We start from the raw sequence: 21,412 nt of genomic DNA, 5'->3' as shown, positions 1-21,412 counted from the left end.
GCTGCTGTGCGGGGACCGGGTACGGATCATCAAGGTCTGAGCATCAGGATGTGCGAGGTGTCGCACCTCAGGCCAGCAGTCCCAGATACGGCCCGAACTCCGACGCCAGCGTCAGCCGGCCCAGTTTCTGGTATTCGCGCTGGATCGCGTGGATCAGCGTCGGCATCGTGACCGGCTCGCCCGTGTCCGCCGCCAGGTACGCGGCCGTCACCGCGATCGAGCGGATGTTGCCGCCCGCCAGCTCGAAGTTCTCCGCGCAGAAGGCGATGTCCAGGTCCTTGCCCCGGGGGAGTACGGGGCCCAGGCAGCGTTCCCACAGCAGGAGGCGCTGTTCGGGGTCCGGGACCGGGAAGTCGATGACCAGGTCCAGGCGGCGGGTGAAGGCGTCGTCCAGGTTGGCCCGGAGGTTGGTGGCGAGAATGGCCAGGCCGTCGAAGGACTCCATGCGCTGGAGGAGGTACGCGCTCTCGACGTTCGCGTAGCGGTCGTGGGCATCCTTCACGTCCGAGCGCTTGCCGAAGATCGCGTCCGCCTCGTCGAAGAGGAGGACGCCGTTCACGCCCGCTGCCTCGGAGAAGATCCGTTCCAGGTTCTTCTCCGTCTCGCCCACGTACTTGTCGATCACCGTCGCCAGATCGACCGTGTAGAGGTCCAGGCCCAGGTCTGCGGCGATGACCTCGGCGGACATCGTCTTGCCGGTGCCGGAGTCACCGGCGAAGAGGGCCGACACACCACGGCCCCTGCCGCCACCGGGGCGCATGCCCCACTCCCCCAGGACCCGGTCGCGATGGCGCGCGCGGGCGGTCAGTTCGCGGAGCTGGGCGTGAGTGTCCGGGGGGAGGACCAGATCGTTCCAGGTGACGGTGGGTTCGATGCGGCGGGCGAGGCGATCCAGGCCCGCCGCATTCTGGGCGCGAGCGCCCTGGCGGACGTGGTCGGGGGTGAGGGCGCCGCCGTCCAGGTGGGTGGTCTGGGCGGCGCCCCGGGCGGCCCGGGTGATCTGTTCCGGGGTGAGGAGGAACGGCGAGAGCAGGCGGTCCACGTCGATGGTCGCGGGAACGGGGGCGTCGTACGCGTCGGTCCAGAGGGCCGCCCTGGTCGAGGGTTCCACGCGCGGGGCATGCAGGAGCAGGGGCGGGGCGGCGGACCAGGCTGCGTCCCAGGGAGCCCGGCCCACCAGGATCGTGGGGACCGGTGTTCCGGCGAGCAGCCGGAGGAGTCCCGGTTGTTCGCGGGAGACGGCGTCGAGCGGGGCGCAGACCAGACCGGCGCCGGTCAGCCGGGCCTCGCGGACCAGGGAGCGGACGGCCTCGGCGGGGGACGGGTCCTCGGCCAGTCGTGCCAGGTCCAGGCCCAGGACCCGGTGGCCCGCGTGGGTCAGCGCGGAGGCCGCGAGGGCCGTGCCCGCGCCGCCCTGGTCCTCTCGGAGGTAGACGAGCGGGACACCCCGGGCGAGGGCGGCGGCCAGCGGGGCCGGATCGCCGACGCCCGGTACGGCGTGCCAGGGGGCGAGGAGATCCGCCAGACGCGGGGCGGGGGTGTCGTCGCCCAGGAGGTGCGCCGTGACCCGGTCGGGGACGCGGAGCGCACGGCTCAGGAACGGGCGGTCCAGGTCCTCGACCAGGAGGAGGCGGCTCTCGCGGAGCGGGGCGAGGGCCGACAGCCGGCCGCGCGCCGCCTCGTCGGCGGGGGACAGGCCGCAGAGTCCCAGGGCCAGGCCGATGGACGGGCGACGGCGGGTGACGTCGTCGTTCAGGTAGCCGTAGAACGCCTCGAAGCGGTCGTCGAGATCCGGTACGAGCGTGATGAGGAGGACCTCGACATCGAGGTCGGTGAGGCCGAACTCGCCTGCCAGGGAGGTCAGTCTGGACCGTTCCGTCGGCGCCTCACTGGAGCCCGGTACGGGGTACGGGAAGGCACGGGCCTCGTTCTCGTCCAGCAGGCGGGCGATGTTCTCGTCCGTGAGGTAGAGGCCGCGGAAGGCGTCGTCCGGGTCCGGATCGGTGAGCTGCCGGGCCTCGACCGCCCGCCGGATGCGCTGCTCCACCGCCACCGCGCGGGCGAGGAGATGGCGCAGGTTCGGATCGTCCACGGTGGTCGTTTCACCCGCGGTGGTCATTCGGCGCTGTCCTCCGTACGAGCCTTCCCCGTCTCCGTACGAGCCTTCCCCGTCTCCGTACGAGCCTTCCCCGTCTCCGTACGAGCCTCCCCCGTCCCCGTACGGGCCTTCCGGGTCTCCGCGATGCGGAGGGACAGGCCGCGCCGCCGTTCCGTGTCGGGGGTACGGGGGACGCCCCCGCCAGGACCGCCGGGCCTGCCCGGCCGGCCTCCGTACACCGGAAGCCCGCCGCGCCCCGGTATCGGTTCCGACAACGGCTCGGCCTCCTCCGGTACGTCCCCGAAGCGGGCCTGCAGGCCCTCGTCCCGGACCGGCGGGCCGACCACATAGCTCGGGGATGCCGTCACCGGCACGCTGATCACTAGGTCCAGCGAGGGTTTCAGCTCACCGCCCAGCGCGCTCCACACATCGGCGAACGAGCGGTCCTCCGGCGGCGGCAGCGCGATCGACATCGGTACGGCCGCCCCGATCTCGGCCAGTGTGCCCGTCAGCCGCTCCGGAGGCAGCGCCTCGTAACGCAGCAGGCAGCCGAGCAGCGACGAGAGCAGCCGGTGCTCGTCCTCCGGGCGCTTCGTCCATGCCGTGATCAGGTACGACAGCTTGAAGAACCGGGGCGGGCGGCGGCGCGCGACGACCGTGCCGCGCCCGTCGTACTCGTTGTGCAGACCCCGCTCGCGCCTGCGCATGTCCTCGCGGATGTCGTAGAGATAGAGGTTGACCATGGGTGCGTTGACCTTCGCCGCCCACTCCCGGGTCGGGGCGTCGAAGACCACCGCGATCTGACCGCCTTCGAGCACCTCCGCCCTGATCAGGGCGCGCAGTACGTCGTCGACCTCGTGGATCACCCGATCACTCCCGTACAGTCGTCGGCGCTCACGCGCGGCCCGCGAAGTCCGGTGGCTGGAGATTCCGCTGGACCACCAGGACCGGTTTCTGCAGCCGGCTGAGGTCGCGCGAGTCCACCCGCAGCTCGCGCGGGCCGAGTTTGTCCTTCCGCAGGACCAGGACCTGCACTTCGAAGGTGCCGTCGCGGCCCACCGTGGCGACCGCTCCCCCGGGGGTGAGCCCGGTGTTCCACGTGAAACGTACGATCGCGCCCGGCGGGTAGTCCTTGCCCCGGGCCAGTACCGGCTGGCCCGGTTTGGCGACCTGCGGGGTGACGGTCAGCGAGGGCTTCAGGACGCGCAGCCGGTCGGTGTCCTGGTTGTTGGCCTTCCGGCGGTCGGGCAGCGTGCCGCGCACACTCGCCCGTACGTCCCCGGTGATCGCGGCGCGGTACGTCGCGGTCTGCGTCACCTCGATACGGCCACCGGCCGGGATGGTGCACGGTTTCGCCGCGGTGCAGCGGGGCAGGGCGGGCAGGCTGCGGTCCTTCGCCCGGGACGGTGTCGGCCAGGTGGAGCCGATGACCACGCCCGTCGCCGGGTCCGGGCCCGCGTTGGTGACGGTGAAGCGGGCACGGGCCGGGCGGCCGGTGTAGGTACGGTCCGGGCTGACATCGACCTTCATCGACACGTCCACCGAGGGCGGCACCGGGGCCTCCAGGACCTCGATCTGCGCGGTGTCCGTTCCCGTGTTGCCCGCCGAGTCGGTCGCCGAGCAGGTCACCGTGGTGCTGCCGAGCGGGAAGAGCGAGCCGGAGGGCGGGGTGCAGGTCACGGGGAGGGTGCCGTCGGTGGTGTCTTGGGCGGTGGCGGAGTACGTCACGCGCGCGCCCTTCTTGTCCTTGGCCCGGACGGTCAGATCGTCCACGGTGACGACGGGCGCGTCGACGTCGTTCACCTCGATGCTGATCTGCTCCTGGAAGTCCGGATCGGCGGCCGCGGCCGGCCCGATCGTTTCCGCACCGGGGGCCTGGGTGCCCAGCAGAAATTGGACCGTGCAGGTCAGAGTGGTGCCCTGCGGCGCGTCCGCGGCGACATCGATGTTCTCCGCGAACGATGCGGTGTCTCCGCTGGTCACGCCGCGCGTGGGGGGATCCAGGGAAACCGTCAGGGACGGGTCGCAGTTGTCGAGCCGGTAACCGACCGTGGTGGGAAGGTTGTTGAAGCCTTCGGCGATCGCCTCCGCGACCTTGTCGCCGTCGATCCCCTCCAGCAGGCGGCCGTTGGTGGCGTTGATGATGCGGGTGGCCTGGCCGGGGGTGGTGAGCGGATCCTCGACGTATTCGGGATCACCGGCGTCGCCGTTGCCGTTCAGTCCGTCGCCGATCGTGCTCGCCACATCGACACCGATCACCCGGACGCTCCGGTCCTGAAGATCGAAGATCGTGTCGTCGATGGTGTGACCGTTGCTCGGGGCGTGGCTGGAGGCATCGCCGACCAGCACGACGACCGGACTCGCCCCGTCACGGAAAACGGTCTGGCCACCGGACCCGTTCGCGATCTGCCACAGCCCGTTGATCCAGTCCTCGGACGGGCCGCGGCTCTTGCCGCCCAGCGCGGTGTCGAGTTTGTCGACGCCTTTCTGTACCGCGTCGAGATCGTCCGTCAGCCCCTGGAGCACGCTGAAACCGGCGTTGGGGTCGCCCTCCTGATCCCCGAACGTGGCCACGGCGAACCGGGAGTCGGGCTGCTCGGCGAGGATCCTGTCGGTGATCTTGGGCAGGTTGTCCTGCACGCTCTTGATCGGGTCGGCCATGCTGGCGGTACCGTCCACCAGCAGCACCACATCCGGCTTCGGCGGAATCGCGGGTGTACGCACCTGCTTGGCCACGCCCGTGGAGCCGCCGGGGTCGACCGCGTCGGCGAACTCGGCGGGGGTGACCCAGGGCTCGGGTACTTCCACCGTCGGCGCCCGTGAGGTCACGGCCGAGCCTGGCGCGATGCCGGTGACCACGAGGAGCAGGGCCAACGCCGGGACACGGAGCACGGCGAAAGTCCTGCGCGAGGCCGAGGACCGGGGCCGGAGCGACCTGGGCCGCCGGGGCGACCAGGGCCAGAACGACCAGAGCCGGAACGGCCAGGGCCGGAGCAACCGAAGCCGAAGCGACCAGGGCTGGAGCAACCGGGGCCTGGCCGACCGCAACCCGACCGACCGCAGCCCGGCCGACCGGCCCGTCCGCGACCACGAAGCCCGCTGGAGCGGCTGGAACCAGCGCACGGAAGTCCTCCCCCACCCTCGGCCGATCGGCGTACCGGGCCCCACGGTCCCGTACGCACGAACGGACCGCAGCGGTGCGGGAGTCACACCTCCGGGAAGCCGCCAATGCCCTTTCGGGCAGGTACCGCACCCACCGGACGCACGCGTGCCGGACCGCTCAGATCAGCCCTTGCCGCATCGCGTACGCCACCGCGTGCGAGCGGTTCCGCAGCTGCAGCCGGGTCATCACCGAATGCAGCACGTTCTTGATCGTGCGCTCGGAATATGCCAGCTTCGTCGCGATGTCCGCGGTGTCGTACCCCTCCGCAACCAGGCGCAGCACATCCACCTCGCGCGCCGCGAGACCGGTGAAGTGCAGTCCGCGTGGGCCGAGCACCTGTCCCTGGAGGCGACCGACCTCCTCCAGCAGCCTTCCCAGCAGGTCGGACGGGAGATGGCCTTCGCCCCGTGCCACCGTCCCGATGACCTGGACCAGGTGTTCCGGGGTCGACTCGGAGCGCCTGACCACACCGGCGACACCGCACTCCGCGGCGCTCACCAGTTTCTGCTCGTCGATGTCCGTGGTGACGAGGACGGTGCGTGAGGTGCTGGTGCGTTGAATGTGGCGCAGCATCGTCAGCACCTCCTCGTCGACCGCGTCCACGACGACGACCACGATCTGAGGTGAGGCGTCGCCCTCCCCCCACTCCGTCACGCTGACCTCGGGCCGGGCTCGTAGCTGACTGGCCACGCCCGCCTGCGAGATCGGATCCTGGGCCCGTAATGCGACAGTGGTGCGCTCCATGGCAAGCTCCCCCTGGGCAACAGCCGATGGCATCACACTGAACACAACCATCACGGCTGCTTTCGTGTGCCTCTTTCGTCCTGAGGCGGTCAAACGATTCCCGCGTATACCTACGGGGAAACAAAAAAGCCGATCCGGGCACAGAATCTGCCCGGATGTGTTCCTTCACTGCCGATGCCGGCGTTGCGCACCGCCCCTACGGTGCGCCGTATGAGTCTCACGGCAAGCCTCGACGATTCGTCCGTCACTGCCGCACCGGGCGAGGAGACGAGCCTCCCCCTGCGGATCCTCAACTCCGGCAGCACCGTCGAGGAGTACCGCTTCGAGGTGGTCGGTGCGTGTGCCGCCTGGTCGGCGGTGGAGCCGGCGACTCTGTCCCTGTATCCGGGCGACTCCCGGACCGTCTCCCTGGTACTGCGACCGCCCCGCGACTCGACCGTACTCGCGGGGGAGACTCCTTTCGGAATACGGGTGGTGCCCACCAGCGAGGAGGGCGGCACGGTGGTGCCCGAAGGGCGGGTGACCGTACTCCCCTTCACCGAGACGACCGCCGAGCTGGTACCGCGCAGCTCGCACGGCGCCTGGCGCGGCAGGCACCAACTCGCCGTCGACAACCGGGGAAACAGCCCGACGACCGTGCGACTGGGGGCCCGGTCGGGGACGGAGCGGGCCCGGGTCGCGTTCGCGGCGGACACATTGCGGATCGAACCCGGCCGGGCCGAGTTCGGGAAGCTGCGGATCCGGCCGGCGAAGCGTGTGTGGCGCGGTACGCCGGTCACCCATCCCTTCCAGGTGGTCGCCACACCGGATGTGGCGGAGGGTCAGCCTCCGGTCGCGCCGGTGGTCCTGGACGGTTCGTACCAGCAGGAGCCGATCCTGCCGCGCTGGCTTCCCCGGGCACTCATCACCGCGGCTGTTCTGCTGATCGCGCTGGTCGGGCTCTGGTACGCACTGCTGCGACCGGCCGTGAAGTCGGCGGCCCGGGAGGCGATCACGCCGGACGCGGTCCGCTCCGCCGCCGCGGCCGACAAGAGCAAGGCTCCTGACGCCGGTTCGACGGGAGGAGCGGACTCGGGCGGCGGTGACACCTCGAAGGCGAACGGCGGCTCACCGAAACCGAGCCCCTCACCGAGCCCCGGCACCTCCGGCGGTGCGGACAGCGGCCCGGCGGCCGCCGCTCCGACCAGCGCACAGGTGCAGGTCAGGGACTCGGTGGGCGGCGGGTCGAACACCTCGACAGCCCTGCAGGTGCCCCGCGGGCACACCTTCCAGCTGACGGACATCGTGGTCCAGAACCCGCAGGGCGACGCGGGCACGCTCGTGGTCTCCTCCGGCCGGAACGCGCCCGTGCTCCGCCTCGCGCTGGAGAACTTCCGGGACTCCGACTACCACTTCGTCACGCCGATCCTGGTGCCCGCGGGCGGCAAGGTCACGATGACCGTCGACTGCCGGAAGGTGGGCAAGCCCGTGAACGCCCCGGCGCCTTCGCGGTGTGCGGAATCGCTGTTCCTCGGTGGCACGATGCGGACGGACACCGCGGGCTGACTCCGGTCAGGCGGGCGGGGCCTCTTCCTCCTCCTCGGCCCCTTCCTCGGCCCGTTGGACGAACGAGCCCTGCACATCGGCGGGTTGCTCGTCCTCGTCCTCCGTCGCCGCCCGTTGCACGGCGGGTGACGCGGCGGACGTCACGGCGGGGGACGCGGCGGGTGACGCGGCGAGGGACGCGGCAGGGGACGCGTCGTGGCCGGCCGCGCCTGTCGCAGGCGCCGCAGACAGGCCGGAAGCCGAAGCACCCTCCGCAACCGAGTCCGGAGCACGCGCCGAGTCGGAGTCAGCGGCACGCGCCGAGTCCGGGGCAGGAGCAGGAGCCGGGTCCGACAGCACCCGGTCGGCGTTCGCGACGGCCTCCCGCTCGAAGCGGTCGGACGGGTCGCTCACCCGGATCCCGCCCGGCACCTCGGTACCCTCCACCGGGCCGTTGCGCTGCTGGATCACATGGGTGAGCTCATGGGCCAGTGTGGTGCGGCCCTGCGGCGAGGACGGGTCGTACGCATCGCGCTGGAAGACCACGTTGTTGCCGACGGTGTACGCGTGGGCGCCCACGCCCTTCGCCGACTCGTGCGCGGCGGAACCGGTGTGGATGCGCACGTCGGAGAAGTCCGCGCCCATCCGTCCCTCCAGATCGGCTCGGGTATCGGTGTCCAGGGGCTGCCCGCCGCCGGACGAGACCACGTCGTGCACGGGGGAACGCTCCTCCTCCCCCTGCCTCTGGAGCATCGACCTCACGGCGCCGTTGCCGACCGCACGCTGGAGCACGCTCATGCCAGCGGCCCCGACCACATCGGCCCGCCCGGCGGCCGCCGCACGGTAGAGGTGCGGGGTTCCCGCCGCCTGCAGGCCATCGGCCGCCCCCGACGCGTGCGGGGCCTCGTCGTGCACCTGCTCCTGGCCATGTCCGTGCCCGTTCCCGTGGTCACGCTCGTGGTCGTGTTCCTGGTCCCATTCCTGTGCGTGCATCGTCATCTCCCCTGACCGCGCTCCGGTCGAAGGCGCGTCGTGATGGCCCCACCACTCCACCTTCACGACGTGCCACTGCCTCGTCCAGCCCGGACCCCGTCGGCCGGGGGCAGCCGGCACTGCCCCTTCGGGCACCCGGGCCGTTCGTACGGACCCGCCGCGTCCCTCGCCACGTTCCCCGCCCTCGCCGCCGCCTCCCCGACCCTTCGAGTGACCCGCCGCGGGGCCCGGTGAGGGGCGGACGGAAGGAGGCTTCAGCCCGCCGTGCGGGTGCGCAGGACCGCGACGGCGGTGAAGGCCACACGCCCCCCTCCCCGCCTCGGGGACCCGGTCCACGACTTCGCTGCCACCGCGTGCAACCGCCCCCTCCTCAGGGCGAATCGGGGCAGCGAAACCCCGTATGCCGCCGCGATCGCGTCGAGCGCGGGCCCACCAGACGGGAGCGCACCGAGCGGCGCGGGAAGCGGGCCCCTCGTCATGGGCACGCCGCCGTCGAGCGTGTAGCCGTACACCTCCCGGCCGTCCTCGGCGTACGAGAAGCGGAAGGTCTGCGGAGCGGTGACGGAAGGGGAGCCTCCGGGAGCACGGGTCCCTGGGCACCAGACCGATATCGCCCTGGTGCCCAGGGACGCCCGCGCGTCCAGGCCGGTCAGCCGGTCCTCCAGAAAGGGCTCGGGACCGCTCTCGAAGAAGAAGCTCCAGTCCCCGCCGCACGATCCGATCCGAGCGTGCGCCCCCTCTCCCACCGGTCCGTTCTGCCGGCCCCACTGCTGCAGGTCGCTCTCGGAGCACACGGGCAACAGCGGCCCCTCACCGAGCCGTTCCACCAGTTCCTGCGGCGCCACGCCCTGGACCAGGACGAAGCGAAAGCCGTCCGAGTGCGTACCGGAATCGGATTCGGCCAGCCAGCCGAGCCCGTCGGGCCCAGTCGGCGAGGTGGAGGCGGCGGGCTCCACGGGTCGCGGGGCCGAACCCTGTCCCGCGCGCGGCGTGGTCAGGATCTGCCGTCCGCGCTCCGGTGTGACGACCGGCCCCAGGAACGGATCGGCGAGAAGTCCGACGGGCGCGACGTGTTCGGTGTCGTACGGCTCCCAGTCGGGCACCGCGGCGGCCAGTATCCGCCAGGCCCCCTCCGTATCGCCCCAGCGCGCCAGCTCACGGGCCTCCGCGACGGCCCGGCCGAACGGCCCCGGCGGCTCGTACCGGAAGGAACGCTCGTCGGCCGCACGCAGCGCGGCCTCCGCCCCGGCCCGGCCCCTGTCGTCGTACGGTCTCAGGAACCAGTCGTCGCCCCTGCTCACCCTGCGGTGCGCCTGCGCCATGAGCGGCAGGATCTCCCGTACGTACAACGGGTCGTCCATGTCGATGGTCGCCGCGACATGGGTGACCGGCGTGAACATGGCATGGATCTGGTCCCGCAGCCGCCGGGCCCGGCCCCTTCCGTACCCGTCGGCCTCGTCGAACACCGCGAGCTGTTCATCGATGTCGGCCCCCGCCAGACAGGCCAGCCGGGCCCGCTCCACCGCGGCGTCGAGTTCGCGCGTCATCTCGTTCTCGAACCGGGGATCGTCGCCGTACCAGCAGTGGAATTCCCGGTACATGGCCCGCATGAACTCCGCGAACGACGGATAGCGGTCCGGGAAATCACCGGACCAGCCACGGTAGACATACACCGCCCACTCGCCGTCCTCGCCCACGTCACCCGGGTCGAGCAGGACATCGGTCATGTCCGAGTCCTGGGACAACTGCAACGACCGGTCCCACATTCCGGCCATCAGCCGCTCCGCCTGCCCGGACCTCTCGTCCAGGTTCTCCTCGTACAGCTTTCGCAGATCGAACGGGTCGCCGTGCCTCTCGACGCGCTCCGCGACCCCCATCAGGTAGATCGAACTGCTCGCATGCCGCCACCCGTTGGAGACCTGGAGGAACGCCCGGTACGAAGGCGGCAGCACGAGTCCCAGTCGCTGCTCCAGCGCGACCACCTGTTCCTCGGTCGCGGCCGGCAGCGCCAGCGATCCGGCGACCACCGCCTCGCTGTCGGCCTCCTCCTCGACCTCCTCGGGATCGAGCAGGTCCCTGGTGGCGACCCAGTGCCGGCTCCAACGCTCCAGAAAGAACTTCCAGTTGTCGATGTCCACATCCCCGAGCCTGCCATCCACCACTGACAGTCACGCCCGCCGCCCATCGGCATCCACGGACAGTAGCCATCGGCCCCGCCCGCCGCATCGCCTTGCCGTCTCCGCTCCCCCTCCGCTCTCTCTACTCCCTCTCCGCTCCCCTTCTCCGCTCCCCTTCCTCTACTCACCTTCCTCTGCTCCCCTCCCCTTCCCTTGCTCCCCGTCATTTCACCGCCCTCCACTTCACTCCTCGAACGGAATCCGGCGGCAAACGGCTGCATCGAGGGACAGCGGAGTGGCCGGGCCACGCCGCCGTCGGGATGATTGAAGGCATGACGAAGACCAACAAGGACCAGGACATCACCCTGCGGATCGCCCAGGAGCCGGCCGCGGACGAACTCCTCGCACGCAGCCCGCTCGCCGCTCTGGTCGGCATGCTGCTGGACCAGCAGGTCCCGATGGAATGGGCCTTCTCCGGCCCGCACACCCTGGCCGTGCGGATGGGCGGCGACGACCTGGACGCCCACGAGATCGCCGCGTACGCCCCGGAGGCCTTCGTCGAACTCTTCACCGCCAAACCTGCCCTGCACCGCTATCCGGGCTCCATGGCCAAGCGGGTCCAGCAGTTGTGCCAGTACCTGGTGGCGGAGTACGACGGCGATGCGAGCGCGGTGTGGAGCGATGTCCCCACTGGGGCCGAGCTGCGGAAACGGCTGAACGCCCTGCCGGGGTTCGGCACGCAGAAGGCGCAGATCTTCCTGGCTCTGCTGGGCAAGCAGTTCGGAGTCCGGCCGACGGGCTGGCGGGAGGCGGCCGGACCGTACGGCGAGGCGGGCTCGCACCGGTCGGTGGCCGACATCACCGGACCGGAGTCACTCGCCGAGGTCCGCGCGTTCAAGCAGCAGGCCAAGCAGGCGGCCAAGGCCGCCAAACGCGCAGCCGACAAGTAGCCGACCCGTACCGGCACCGCACCCCCACCCCCACCCGTACCCGACCACCCAACGCACGCCCGCACCCCCGCACGCACGCCCCCCTCGACCGCGCGCGCCCGCCGAACGCCGCCGCAGGCCCGTCGCACGCCGCACCCGAACCGTCTGACTCACCACCATCGCCCGCCGCCACGCCACCCCCAGACGCACCGCCACCATGCGCCACACCCCGCCCCCGGCACCACGCCGGTGTCCCGCGCCACGCCGATGTCCGAACCGCCGCCGACGCCCGGACCCGGGCCTCCACCCGTACTGTCACTGTCACTCATCACGACCCGGGTTCCGGAATGCCCGCTTTTGTGGCGTTCTTGCCGGCATGACAGTCCCGCCCCATGGCTGCGCCCGGAGGCTCTTGCCCGGTAGGCTTTCCGTGTGATCTTCAAGCGCATCGGAAATGGGCGGCCTTATCCCGACCACGGCCGGGAAAGCACCCGGCAGTGGGCGGACGTCGCGCCGCGCCCGGTCCGCCTCGATCAGTTGGTGACCACCAAGGGCAACCTGGACCTGGAGACCCTCCTCGCCGAGGACTCGACGTTCTACGGCGACCTGTTCGCGCACGTCGTGAAGTGGCAGGGCGACCTCTACCTGGAAGACGGACTGCACCGCGCGGTCCGCGCCGCGCTCCAGCAGCGCCAGGTACTCCACGCCCGGGTACTCGAACTCGGCTGACGGGGCCTCACGGGCTCCCCACGGACTGCCCCCAGGTTCACCGCGGACCTCTTACGGGACCCTCGTAGGGCCCGCAAGCCCTGTGGGCCCTCTCCGGGTTCGTTCGGGTGCTTTCGCACCCGGACGGGTGCGATCCATTGATCATTTAGTAGGCATCATCACCGGGCCGCACTACGCTGCGCCCATGAGCATGCTCACTCCCCCCGGCATGGGCGGAAAGTACCGCATCACGGGCGACAAGTACCCGCACATGGGCCGCCCCCGGCGTCGCGGCAGACTGATCCTCGCCGCCGCCGCTTCCGTGGTCGCCCTCGGCCTGGCCGGATGGGGCACACTGCAGCTCATCGACGTCTTCACGGGCGGCAACCGGAAGGCCAGCGCCGCCGACCAGAAGACGGACTGCCTGTCGGCCAAACCGTCCGCGCCCGCGAAGGCTCTGCCGGAGCCCGCGAAGATCACCGTCAACGTCTACAACGCGACACCGCGCAGCGGCCTCGCCAAGAAGGCCGCCGACGAGCTGAAGAAGCGCGGCTTCACCATCGGCAAGGTGGGGAACGCCCCGGCCGCGTACGACAAGAAGGTCGCCGGTCCGGGGGTGCTGCTGGGCGCCCCGTCGGCCACGAACGGCTCGTTCCCGGTCCTCGGCACGCAGTTGCAGGGGGCCGTACCGAAGACCGACGCCCGCAGGACGGCGGACGTCGATCTGATTCTCGGTACGAAATTCAAGGCGTTCAGCACGCCCCAGTCGGCCGCGGCGTCCCTCGCCGCCCTGGCGAAGCCCGCCCCCGCACCGTCCTGCTGACGGCTGCCGGGTCGGTCCCGGCAGCCCAGGCCCAGCACACAACCCACTCGGGTCCTGGGTCCTCTCGTTCGGATCCCGCCGGGCTCGCGGGGTGGTCCGAACTGAAGTCCCTAGTCGGCCGTGCCGTACATCCGGTCGCCCGCGTCACCGAGGCCCGGGACGATGTAGCCGTCCTCGTTGAGCCGCTCGTCGACCGAGGCGGTGACCACCGTCACAGGCGTGCCCGCCAGCTCGCGCTCCATCACCTCGACGCCCTCGGGCGCGGCAAGCAGCACGACCGCGGTGACATCGTCCGCACCGCGCTTGATCAGTTCCTGAATGGCCGCGACCAGTGTGCCGCCGGTGGCCAGCATCGGGTCCAGGACGTACACCTGGCGGCCCGAGAGGTCCTCCGGCATCCGCGTCGCGTACGTGGACGCCTGGAGCGTCTCCTCGTCGCGGATCATGCCCAGGAAGCCCACCTCGGCGGTCGGCAGCAGCCGCACCATGCCATCGAGCATGCCGAGGCCGGCCCGCAGGATCGGTACGACCAGGGGGCGCGGGTGCGACAGTTTCACACCGGTCGTCGGTGTGACCGGGGTCTCGATGTCGACCTGTTCGGTGCGCACATCCCGGGTGGCCTCGTAGGCGAGCAGGGTGACCAGCTCGTCGGCGAGCCGCCGGAAGGTCGGGGAGTCGGTGCGCCTGTCGCGCAGGGTGGTGAGCTTGTGCGCGACCAGCGGGTGGTCGACGACGTGGATCCGCATGAGTTCAACAGTAACCGGGGCCTCCCGCACCTCTGCGCTGGCATCAATCACACGTTCGGAGGGAAGGTGGTGGCATACGGACCCAGCCTTGGGGTGATGAGCCGATGCCGGACGGGGAACAGCGGGAGCGGGACCAGCCGGACACGCCGGCCCCGCAGGACGCGGAGGATCCACAGAACCCACAGAACCCGCGGGACCCGCAGGACCCACAGGACCCACAGGAGGCCGAGGCGGCGCGCCGCAGGCGGCGCGCCCAGTTCCTGCGCGAGCTTCATGAGGCGAAGGCACTCCGCGACCGGGTCCAGCCGCGCCGGGCCCGGGCGGCCCGAATGCGCCAGGCGATGCGGATGCGGAGCTTCCGCTGGTAGGTCGGACGGCGGCCCGGGGTCCCTCTGGTGGCGGCGTCCAGGAGAACTGATGGCCGACGCAACGGCCGAACTCCTCTCGCGAAGGCCTTGTTTCTGCCACGATTCCGATGGGCGGGACGCAGGACAGCCGGACCACCGACTGCCCTCCCGCCGGACCGACACCCCTATGACCAGTGGGAGAGTCACGGTGTACTTCGCCGCACTGCTCGCGCGCACCGAAGACGGGTGGGAAGCGAGCGACACGGAACTCGACGATGTGGAGACCCTGTCCGACCTGACGGATCTGGCCCGTGAGGCCTCGGTGGACGAGGACACGGTTCTCGTCTTCATCGAGCAGGAGGACGCCTGGTTCGGCGTCGTCCGAGTGGATGGTGAGGAGGACCCCCGTATTTTCATTTCGGATGCCACCGCCGCCTCCCGCTCCTCGTACGGGGAGATCCTGCTCACCGACGAACTGCTCGGCCGCGAACCCGGGGCCGAGGACACGATTGCCGCCCTCGAAGAGCTCGTCGGCCTCGACGGTACGGAGGACGGCGAGCCGGAGACCACCCCCGACAACGACAACGACGATGACGACGAACTCGATGCCGACGCCGTACCGGCGGGCCCGCTCGGTGACACCGGGGTCCTGGCCGACCTCGGGCTCCCCGAGGCGGAGCTGCTGATGCTGCGTACGGACGCTCTGGTGGAGATCGCGGACGCGCTGGGTGCGGCCGAGGTCCTGGAGACCGTCCGTTAGGGTCCGCGGGTGAGCGAACCACCGCACCCGCAAGAACCGCAGGCACAGCACCAGCCGTGCCGACCGCGTGACCCGTGCGAACCCGTCCGGGCTCCGCACGACCCCGTAAGAGACCCGTGGCGGGCGCACATGCGCCGCGCCCTGGCCGAGGCCGACCTGGCGGCGCGGGCCGGCGATGTGCCGGTCGGCGCCGTCGTGCTCGGCCCGGACGGCACTCTGCTCGCCACGGGACACAACGAACGCGAGGCGACCGGCGACCCGACCGCGCACGCCGAGATCCTCGCCCTCCGCCGGGCCGCGGTGGCGCTCGGCCGGTGGCGGCTGTCCGGCTGCACCCTGGTGGTCACCCTGGAGCCCTGCACGATGTGCGCGGGCGCGCTGGTCCAGTCCCGCGTGGACCGGGTGGTCTACGGGGCCCGGGACGAGAAGGCGGGCGCGGCGGGCTCGCTCTGGGACGTCGTACGCGACCGCCGGCTCAACCACCGCCCCGAGGTGATCCACGGAGTACTGGAGGACATCTGCGCCGACCGGCTGACGGCGTTCTTCCGCGAGCTCTGACGTTGGATTTCTGTCCACGCCCCGGGATGGTCTAAGCTCTCTCTCGGTAGCGTGTCCGAGCGGCCGAAGGAGCTCGCCTCGAAAGCGAGTGTGGGGAAACTCACCGAGGGTTCAAATCCCTCCGCTACCGCAGCTAGATGAAGGGGCAGACCCACTCGGGTCTGCCCCTTCACTGCATCTTGTCTCGGTCACGGTGTCCTCTCGTGCGTGCACCGACTGGGTCGACACGCTCAAACACCGCCCGCGCTCAGCACCCTGCCTGCGCTGGCAGAACCCGCGTCGAGACGCCCGGGTCGGGCTTGCCGGGGAGGCTGGGCACCTGAGAGGCCGAGGAGCCGGAGACCATGGCGCGGGCCTTCCGCCAGTGGGATCACCGGTACGGCGACGGCCTGCGCCGTAAGGCGGTGCTCGGCCGGCTCGCCGAGGTGGCGGGCGTGCTTGAGGATCGCCACGCGGAGGCAGCGCAGGGACGGCTCGCCGGGTTCCAGCGGGCAACGGTCCGGGCGGGCCGAAGCACTCTCCCACACGAGGGGAGATGACAACGAGCCTTACTGGATCGCACATTTCGATCAGGCAGAGTTGGCTGGAGTCACTGGTGGCCGAGGACTCCTCGAACCGGCACGAATGGATCCCGGTCGGCACGCCGAGCCAACTGCCGAAAAGATCCACTCAGCCCTTTCGCTTCGCAGAGCAGAAGCCCGCCGGTCTCATGCCCTCGACCGCATCGGCCTGGCCGAATGCCGCTTCCTGGCCGGAGACATCAACGGCAGTGCACACGAAGCGCAACGAGCGGTCGGGCCGCCCGTTGCACCCAGTCCGCGCGCGTGCCCAACTGGGGAGAGCTGTACCCGTAGTACACAGCGGGACACCGCGCCCCGTGCTCCGTCCGAACGGCACGCGACAGGGTTCGGGACCTGCTGTCCATCTGAGGGGTTGAAGGTGACGATCCTTACCGTGACCACACAGATGGATCTGACAGAAGAATGGTGCCTACCCGTCGATGAAGGTGAAACCAGCCCACGCCCCGGTCTTCGACCACTTCGTCGGAGCAGCGGTTGAGTCGTGTCCATGCCCCACGAGACTGCAGACCGACCGGTCTTGAGGCAGCCGACGCCGAACTCATCAAATGAGCCGACCGACTCGTTGCCGATGGGACGGCATTCCGCCTTCGGGACAAGGGCGACGGCACTGCGGCGACCATCGACGAAGCACGTGCGTGCCGCTGGTTTGCCGGTTGACGTGCTATGACCGACGGACGCCGCACTTCAAGGCTGGCAAGAGGCCGAAATTGAGGCTCGGCGGACCGATAATTGTGCTTGCCTGTACGTGAGGAAGGTCGTGGGCGTGACGCCAGCCCCGGGTATTCCACCTACATCCCTGACGCAACGAAAGTCCCTCATGTCCGAATTTAAAGAAGTGGGTAAAAACAACCTTCGACCGACATAAAGCCGCAGCTCAGCAAGTGGTCCCCGCGCGTGCGGGGGTGGTCCCAAGGACCGGGCCAAGCAGGCCGCCGACACCGAGTGGTCCCCGCGCGTGCGGGGGTGGTCCCTGCCAGGAAGACAGGGGCGCCCGGTTCCATCCGTGGTCCCCGCGCGTCCGGGGACCGATCCGCCCCTCGGGCCGCCGCCCCCGTCCGGACGCGCGACGCAACGGGAAGCAGCCAGGTCGGGGGAAGCGGCATCAGGGGGACAAGCCGCTTCCCCCGGTGAGAACAGGGCGCTCAAGCCCTCGTCGCAGTCAGGGGGGAAGCTCGCGGCGAGGGCCCCACAGTGAGGTCCTGTTCCTCGCCCCCCGGATTTCCTGCCGGATCCGCGGGGCTCACCGCCCATCCTGCTGCCTCGCGGAGACCTCGTGAGCAGGCAAAGGGCCCTGATTGGCCGGGCCCTTGGTCCTTAAAGGCTATGTGAGTGACCGGAACCATCAGGGGATGCGGCCATACGTGCGGCTAGAATCGGCCGACTGCACAGGGGAACGAAGGGGAGGCTGGGGCTGATGGTGCAAGCGAAGAAGATAGCTCTCTACGTGGTAGTCGTCTTCGTGCTGTACACGATCATCACGTCCCCGGCCCGGGCGGCGGATCTGGTCCAGGTAGGGTTCGAGGGCGTTTCGAGTGCCGCACAGGCCGTTGGAGACTTCATGTCCGAGCTCGTGAAGTAGGAGTAACCCCCATGATCCGCCATCTGGTCCTGTTCAAGCTGAACGACGGCGTCGAGCGGGACGACCCGCGGGTCGTCGCGGGGGCGAGGGCCTTCCGGGAGCTGGAGGGGCAGATCCCCGAGCTGGAGTTCTGGGAGTGCGCCTGGAACATCACCGACCGGCCGATCGCGTACGACTTCGCCATCAACTCCGCGGTCGCCGACGAGGACGCGCTGAAGCGCTACGTCGAGCATCCGGCCCATCAGGCCGCCGCCGCCCAGTGGCGTGAGTTCGCCACCTGGGTGATTGCCGACTATCCGTTCTGATCCGCCCGCTCCGCCTGCTGCAGTCGGTCACCCGAGCCCCTCACCATTGCGGTGAGGGGCTTTTTTAAGTGTTTAAACCAAGTTGAACCCAACACGACGCTATTCGGTGCTTGCTTACAGTGGACATGTCTTGTGATGCTATGACCGCTTTTGACGGATGAGTTGACCGAAGTTGACCGCAAAGGGGTGGCCTCACCGTGCCGGCCAGTACAGCGCCTCAAGTGCCTCCCCAGATCGTCCAGAGTGCCGGGGCGGCCCCAGCGGCCCAACCGATTCAGACCGAGACTCCGGACAGCACCACAACGACGCCCGCCAGGACCAGGGGCGCGGACACCAGGGCGCTCACCCAGGTCCTTTTCGGGCAGCTCAAGAACCTGGATCCGGGGACCCCCGAGCACCGCCGGGTGCGGGCCGCGCTGATCGAGGCGAACCTTCCCCTCGTGCGGTACGCGGCGGCGCGCTTCAGGAGCCGCAACGAGCCGATGGAGGACGTCGTCCAGGTCGGCACGATCGGCCTGATCAACGCCATCGACCGGTTCGACCCCGAACGCGGTGTCCAGTTCCCGACCTTCGCGATGCCGACCGTCGTGGGCGAGATCAAGCGGTACTTCCGGGACAACGTGCGCACCGTTCACGTCCCCCGCCGGCTGCACGAACTCTGGGTCCAGGTCACCGGCGCCACCGAGGACCTGACGACCGCTCACGGACGCTCGCCCACCACCGCGGAGATCGCCGAACGGCTGAAGATCTCCGAGGACGAGGTGCTGGCCTGCATCGAGGCGGGCCGCTCCTACCACGCGACCTCACTGGAGGCCGCCCAGGAGGGCGACGGGCTGCCCGGACTGCTGGACCGGCTGGGCTACGAGGACCCGGCCCTCACCGGGGTCGAGCACCGCGACCTGGTCCGGCATCTGCTCGTACAACTGCCCGAGCGCGAGCAGCGCATCCTGCTGCTCCGCTACTACAGCAATCTGACCCAGTCACAGATCAGCGCGGAACTGGGCGTCTCCCAGATGCATGTGTCAAGACTGCTGGCCCGCAGCTTCGCCCGACTTCGATCCGCAAACAGGATCGAGGCTTAACCGGATCGGGTAGATCACTCGAAGTCCGGTTCGGACGACCGGAATTGCGTCACACCCCCTGTTAACTGCGCGGATGTCGCAAAGACTTGTCGACATGTCACTACAGCGTGTTGCCGACATGTGACATTCTGCAGGAACCGCGTTTGCCGTGGCCTCGCCTCCGGTATTCAGGTGGGGGCTGCGTTCCTCCGATGGTCGCGGCTCAACGCGACCGTCCGCGACCTCAAGGGGGTGGCATGTCCGCAGAACAGGGCAGCTCGAAGGTGCTCACGCTCACGAAGAGCGCGCCCGCACCCGTTGTGCTCACCAGCTCGCCGGAAGCCATCGACACCCGCACGCTGTCCCGCTCGCTGTTCCTGCGGCTCGCCGCGCTGGGGCCCGCACCGGGCCCCGACGGAATGGACAGCCCGGAGCGGGCCTATGTACGGGACACGCTCATCGAGCTCAACCTCCCGCTGGTGCGGTACGCCGCGGCGCGGTTCCGCAGCCGGAACGAGCCGATGGAGGACATCGTCCAGGTCGGCACGATCGGCCTGATCAAGGCGATCGACCGGTTCGACTGCGAACGGGGGGTGGAATTCCCGACGTTCGCGATGCCGACCGTCGTCGGGGAGATCAAGCGGTTCTTCCGCGACACCTCGTGGTCGGTGCGCGTCCCGCGCCGCCTGCAGGAGCTGCGCCTCGCGCTGACCAAGACCAGCGACGAGCTCTCCCAGAAGCTCGACCGCTCGCCGACCGTGCCGGAGCTGGCCAAGGCGCTCGGCGTCTCCGAGGAGGACGTGGTCGACGGCCTCGCCGTCGGCAACGCGTACACCGCCTCCTCACTGGACTCGCCCTCACCCGAGGACGACGGCGGCGAGGGTTCCCTCGCGGACCGGCTGGGATACGAGGATTCGGCGCTGGAGGGCGTCGAGTACCGCGAGTCGCTCAAGCCACTGCTGGCCAAACTTCCGCCGCGCGAGCGCCAGATCATCATGCTGCGGTTCTTCGCCAACATGACCCAGTCGCAGATCGGCGAGGAGGTCGGCATCTCGCAGATGCACGTCTCGCGCCTGCTGACCCGTACGCTCGCCCAGCTCAGGGAAGGGCTCATCGCCGACTGACCGCCATGGACCGCCGCACCGCGGCGCAAGGGTTTCGATTTGACGGACCGTCAGCCACACTGGCGCGATGCGACGTCAGATACTCGACTCGACCGGCCGCCGCCGGGGCACTGTGATCGTCGCCTCGGCGGCCGTGCTGTGTCTGGGCGGCGCGCTGGCCGCCTGCGGCGGCGGTACGGCGGACGACGGCTACGTGGCAGTCGGCGCGGCGGGCACCGGCCCGGAGAGACCGCTGTCCGGTGCGGCGCCCCCGTCGGGGAAGGTGACGCTGGTTCCGCTGGACCGGGACGGCAGGGACGGCGACGGCAAGGGCGACGGGGCCGGCGGGAGTACCGGCGGCCGGGCGGACGGCGACAAGACATCACCGGGCACCCCTGCCGATCGCGACGGCGACGGCTCCGGGGGCACGGGCGCCGCGGGCGAAGGAGCCGGCAGGCCGTCCGGGAGCCCTGGCCCGTCCGGGCCCGGCACGGCTGGGGCGGGCAGCGGGAGTACCGGCAGCTCGGGCGGTACCGGGGGTACCGGAAGCGGCCCCACGGACCCGACGGACCCCTCGGCCCCGCCCTCGCCCGGCACCACCCCGCCCGCGGGGCCTGCCGTGCTGGTGGTGGGCGCCCCCGAACGGGCGGCCGCGGAGGATCGCTGGTGCGAGAAGGTGACGGTTGAGTTCCGCAACACCGGAGAATCACCGGTGGTATCGGGGACCGCCACCTTCGCCACGCACATCATCGGCGGGCTGGGGGTCGACTGGGCGACTGTCGAGACGTCCGCGCCGCTGCCCGCGCCGATCGACGCGGGAGCTGCGCGGACGAAGACGTACACCGTCTGCGTGGAGGCCTGGAGGGTGCCCCTGGGGATGCATGTCGAGACCCGGGACGTCACCGCCGTATCGAAGTGATGGATGGAAGCGAGGCGGTACGGGGAACCGGTGCGCCGGTCAGCCGAGCGCGAGCCAGGCGACCGCCGCGAGGACGACGACCACCGCGACGACGGTGACGATCATCCCGGTCCTCGGTCCGGCCGGGGCGGCCGGCTGCTGCCGGCGCTGCGGCTCGCCGTCGTCGACGAAGGCGCGGAACATCTGAGTGCTGCCGGCCGGGTCGTTGTTGCCCTCGGGGCCCTGCGGGGCATGGGGGTTGTGTGCCATGTGCCAGGACCCTAGCGAACTCGGCGTTACGGCCCAACCCCCGGGTCGCCGAAGGGCCGTGGCCGGTGCCGGGGGACCGGGTCGAGGAGAGACGCGCCCCCGCCC

General features: G+C 70.4%; 21 protein-coding genes and 1 tRNA gene. 14 read left to right on the top strand and 8 right to left on the bottom strand.

Translation table 11 applies throughout. The annotated features are described in order from the left end of the window. Positions 1-67: 67 nt before the first annotated feature. From ACF08M_RS28650 to ACF08M_RS28635, 4 genes are all read right to left on the bottom strand, one after another. Positions 68-2,119: an ATP-binding protein gene (locus ACF08M_RS28650; RefSeq protein ID WP_392188151.1), complete on the bottom strand. Its 2,052-nt coding sequence runs from the start codon at positions 2,117-2,119 to the stop codon at positions 68-70. Next, positions 2,116-2,964 carry a DUF4255 domain-containing protein gene (locus ACF08M_RS28645; RefSeq protein ID WP_392188150.1) on the bottom strand — a complete coding sequence of 283 codons (849 nt, stop codon included), beginning with the start codon at positions 2,962-2,964 and terminating at the stop codon, positions 2,116-2,118. Before ACF08M_RS28645 ends, ACF08M_RS28650 begins: the two co-directional genes overlap by 4 nt. Positions 2,965-2,992: 28 nt before the next feature. After that, complete coding sequence (locus ACF08M_RS28640; protein WP_392188149.1) at positions 2,993-4,990, bottom strand: HYR domain-containing protein; 1,998 nt, start codon at positions 4,988-4,990, stop codon at positions 2,993-2,995. A gap of 388 nt (positions 4,991-5,378) precedes the next feature. Beyond that, on the bottom strand, positions 5,379-6,005 hold the full coding sequence (locus tag ACF08M_RS28635; RefSeq protein ID WP_392188148.1) for a response regulator transcription factor: 627 nt from the start codon (positions 6,003-6,005) through the stop codon (positions 5,379-5,381). Positions 6,006-6,215: 210 nt separating this feature from the next. On the opposite strand from ACF08M_RS28635, the gene ACF08M_RS28630 reads away from it, so the two are divergent. Beyond that, positions 6,216-7,550: a hypothetical protein gene (locus ACF08M_RS28630; protein ID WP_392188147.1), complete on the top strand. Its 1,335-nt coding sequence runs from the start codon at positions 6,216-6,218 to the stop codon at positions 7,548-7,550. 6 nt (positions 7,551-7,556) lie between these two features. Here ACF08M_RS28630 and ACF08M_RS28625 read toward each other — a convergent pair whose 3' ends face one another. Together ACF08M_RS28625 and ACF08M_RS28620 are read right to left on the bottom strand one after the other, a co-directional pair. Beyond that, on the bottom strand, positions 7,557-8,522 hold the full coding sequence (locus tag ACF08M_RS28625) for a DUF4157 domain-containing protein (protein WP_392188146.1): 966 nt from the start codon (positions 8,520-8,522) through the stop codon (positions 7,557-7,559). Positions 8,523-8,776: 254 nt separating this feature from the next. Further along, complete coding sequence (locus ACF08M_RS28620) at positions 8,777-10,660, bottom strand: SMI1/KNR4 family protein (RefSeq protein WP_392188145.1); 1,884 nt, start codon at positions 10,658-10,660, stop codon at positions 8,777-8,779. 311 nt (positions 10,661-10,971) lie between these two features. On the opposite strand from ACF08M_RS28620, the gene ACF08M_RS28615 reads away from it, so the two are divergent. The 3 genes from ACF08M_RS28615 (at position 10,972) to ACF08M_RS28605 (ending at position 13,099) form a co-directional block, all read left to right on the top strand. Further along, positions 10,972-11,589: an HhH-GPD-type base excision DNA repair protein gene (locus ACF08M_RS28615; protein WP_392188144.1), complete on the top strand. Its 618-nt coding sequence runs from the start codon at positions 10,972-10,974 to the stop codon at positions 11,587-11,589. Positions 11,590-12,000: 411 nt separating this feature from the next. Further along, positions 12,001-12,297 carry a type II toxin-antitoxin system VapB family antitoxin gene (locus ACF08M_RS28610; RefSeq protein ID WP_072488263.1) on the top strand — a complete coding sequence of 99 codons (297 nt, stop codon included), beginning with the start codon at positions 12,001-12,003 and terminating at the stop codon, positions 12,295-12,297. Positions 12,298-12,505: 208 nt separating this feature from the next. Then, positions 12,506-13,099 carry a LytR C-terminal domain-containing protein gene (locus tag ACF08M_RS28605; RefSeq protein ID WP_392188195.1) on the top strand — a complete coding sequence of 198 codons (594 nt, stop codon included), beginning with the start codon at positions 12,506-12,508 and terminating at the stop codon, positions 13,097-13,099. Between the two features lie 110 nt (positions 13,100-13,209). On the opposite strand, the gene upp is transcribed toward ACF08M_RS28605, so the two are convergent. Next, on the bottom strand, positions 13,210-13,845 hold the full coding sequence (gene upp, locus ACF08M_RS28600; RefSeq protein ID WP_392188143.1) for a uracil phosphoribosyltransferase: 636 nt from the start codon (positions 13,843-13,845) through the stop codon (positions 13,210-13,212). A gap of 104 nt (positions 13,846-13,949) precedes the next feature. On the opposite strand from upp, the gene ACF08M_RS28595 reads away from it, so the two are divergent. The 10 genes from ACF08M_RS28595 (at position 13,950) to ACF08M_RS28550 (ending at position 21,058) form a co-directional block, all read left to right on the top strand. Next, positions 13,950-14,213 carry a hypothetical protein gene (locus ACF08M_RS28595; protein ID WP_392188142.1) on the top strand — a complete coding sequence of 88 codons (264 nt, stop codon included), beginning with the start codon at positions 13,950-13,952 and terminating at the stop codon, positions 14,211-14,213. 187 nt (positions 14,214-14,400) lie between these two features. After that, on the top strand, positions 14,401-14,952 hold the full coding sequence (locus ACF08M_RS28590; protein ID WP_392188194.1) for a hypothetical protein: 552 nt from the start codon (positions 14,401-14,403) through the stop codon (positions 14,950-14,952). Positions 14,953-15,081: 129 nt separating this feature from the next. Then, the gene (tadA, locus tag ACF08M_RS28585; protein ID WP_392188141.1) at positions 15,082-15,510 is read left to right on the top strand and encodes a tRNA adenosine(34) deaminase TadA; all 429 of its coding nucleotides are present in this window, start codon (positions 15,082-15,084) and stop codon (positions 15,508-15,510) included. 45 nt (positions 15,511-15,555) lie between these two features. After that, positions 15,556-15,640: transfer RNA gene (locus ACF08M_RS28580), tRNA-Ser, on the top strand. A gap of 214 nt (positions 15,641-15,854) precedes the next feature. Next, entirely contained in the window at positions 15,855-16,049 is a 195-nt protein-coding gene (locus ACF08M_RS28575) for a hypothetical protein (protein WP_392188140.1), read from the top strand. A 1,456-nt stretch (positions 16,050-17,505) separates the two neighbouring features. Next, positions 17,506-17,670: a hypothetical protein gene (locus ACF08M_RS28570; protein WP_392188139.1), complete on the top strand. Its 165-nt coding sequence runs from the start codon at positions 17,506-17,508 to the stop codon at positions 17,668-17,670. An 11-nt stretch (positions 17,671-17,681) separates the two neighbouring features. Next, entirely contained in the window at positions 17,682-17,975 is a 294-nt protein-coding gene (locus tag ACF08M_RS28565; protein WP_392188138.1) for a Dabb family protein, read from the top strand. A 197-nt stretch (positions 17,976-18,172) separates the two neighbouring features. Beyond that, entirely contained in the window at positions 18,173-19,057 is an 885-nt protein-coding gene (locus ACF08M_RS28560) for an RNA polymerase sigma factor SigF (protein WP_392188137.1), read from the top strand. 236 nt (positions 19,058-19,293) lie between these two features. Continuing rightward, positions 19,294-20,160: an RNA polymerase sigma factor SigF gene (locus tag ACF08M_RS28555; RefSeq protein WP_392188136.1), complete on the top strand. Its 867-nt coding sequence runs from the start codon at positions 19,294-19,296 to the stop codon at positions 20,158-20,160. 67 nt (positions 20,161-20,227) lie between these two features. Next, positions 20,228-21,058: a hypothetical protein gene (locus ACF08M_RS28550; RefSeq protein WP_392188135.1), complete on the top strand. Its 831-nt coding sequence runs from the start codon at positions 20,228-20,230 to the stop codon at positions 21,056-21,058. A gap of 39 nt (positions 21,059-21,097) precedes the next feature. Here ACF08M_RS28550 and ACF08M_RS28545 read toward each other — a convergent pair whose 3' ends face one another. Then, a complete protein-coding gene (locus ACF08M_RS28545; protein ID WP_392188134.1) occupies positions 21,098-21,307 on the bottom strand; it encodes a hypothetical protein in 210 nt (69 codons plus the stop codon). Positions 21,308-21,412 lie beyond the last annotated feature (105 nt).

Source organism: Streptomyces sp. NPDC015032, from assembly GCF_043080425.1.
Taxonomy (GTDB): Bacteria; Actinomycetota; Actinomycetes; order Streptomycetales; family Streptomycetaceae; genus Streptomyces.
Note: the sequence above shows the minus strand (reverse complement) of the source record. Positions and strands in the feature narration are given on the sequence as shown.

Coding starts and splice junctions, on each gene's coding strand:
- ACF08M_RS28650 (WP_392188151.1), bottom strand. CDS start 2,119: ATGACCACCGCGGGTGAAACGACCACCGTGGACGATCCGAACCTGCGC.
- ACF08M_RS28635 (WP_392188148.1), bottom strand. CDS start 6,005: ATGGAGCGCACCACTGTCGCATTACGGGCCCAGGATCCGATCTCGCAG.
- ACF08M_RS28630 (WP_392188147.1), top strand. CDS start 6,216: ATGAGTCTCACGGCAAGCCTCGACGATTCGTCCGTCACTGCCGCACCG.
- ACF08M_RS28625 (WP_392188146.1), bottom strand. CDS start 8,522: ATGCACGCACAGGAATGGGACCAGGAACACGACCACGAGCGTGACCAC.
- ACF08M_RS28615 (WP_392188144.1), top strand. CDS start 10,972: ATGACGAAGACCAACAAGGACCAGGACATCACCCTGCGGATCGCCCAG.
- ACF08M_RS28605 (WP_392188195.1), top strand. CDS start 12,506: ATGGGCGGAAAGTACCGCATCACGGGCGACAAGTACCCGCACATGGGC.
- upp (WP_392188143.1), bottom strand. CDS start 13,845: ATGCGGATCCACGTCGTCGACCACCCGCTGGTCGCGCACAAGCTCACC.
- ACF08M_RS28595 (WP_392188142.1), top strand. CDS start 13,950: ATGCCGGACGGGGAACAGCGGGAGCGGGACCAGCCGGACACGCCGGCC.
- tadA (WP_392188141.1), top strand. CDS start 15,082: ATGCGCCGCGCCCTGGCCGAGGCCGACCTGGCGGCGCGGGCCGGCGAT.
- ACF08M_RS28575 (WP_392188140.1), top strand. CDS start 15,855: ATGGCGCGGGCCTTCCGCCAGTGGGATCACCGGTACGGCGACGGCCTG.
- ACF08M_RS28570 (WP_392188139.1), top strand. CDS start 17,506: ATGGTGCAAGCGAAGAAGATAGCTCTCTACGTGGTAGTCGTCTTCGTG.
- ACF08M_RS28565 (WP_392188138.1), top strand. CDS start 17,682: ATGATCCGCCATCTGGTCCTGTTCAAGCTGAACGACGGCGTCGAGCGG.
- ACF08M_RS28555 (WP_392188136.1), top strand. CDS start 19,294: ATGTCCGCAGAACAGGGCAGCTCGAAGGTGCTCACGCTCACGAAGAGC.
- ACF08M_RS28550 (WP_392188135.1), top strand. CDS start 20,228: ATGCGACGTCAGATACTCGACTCGACCGGCCGCCGCCGGGGCACTGTG.
- ACF08M_RS28545 (WP_392188134.1), bottom strand. CDS start 21,307: ATGGCACACAACCCCCATGCCCCGCAGGGCCCCGAGGGCAACAACGAC.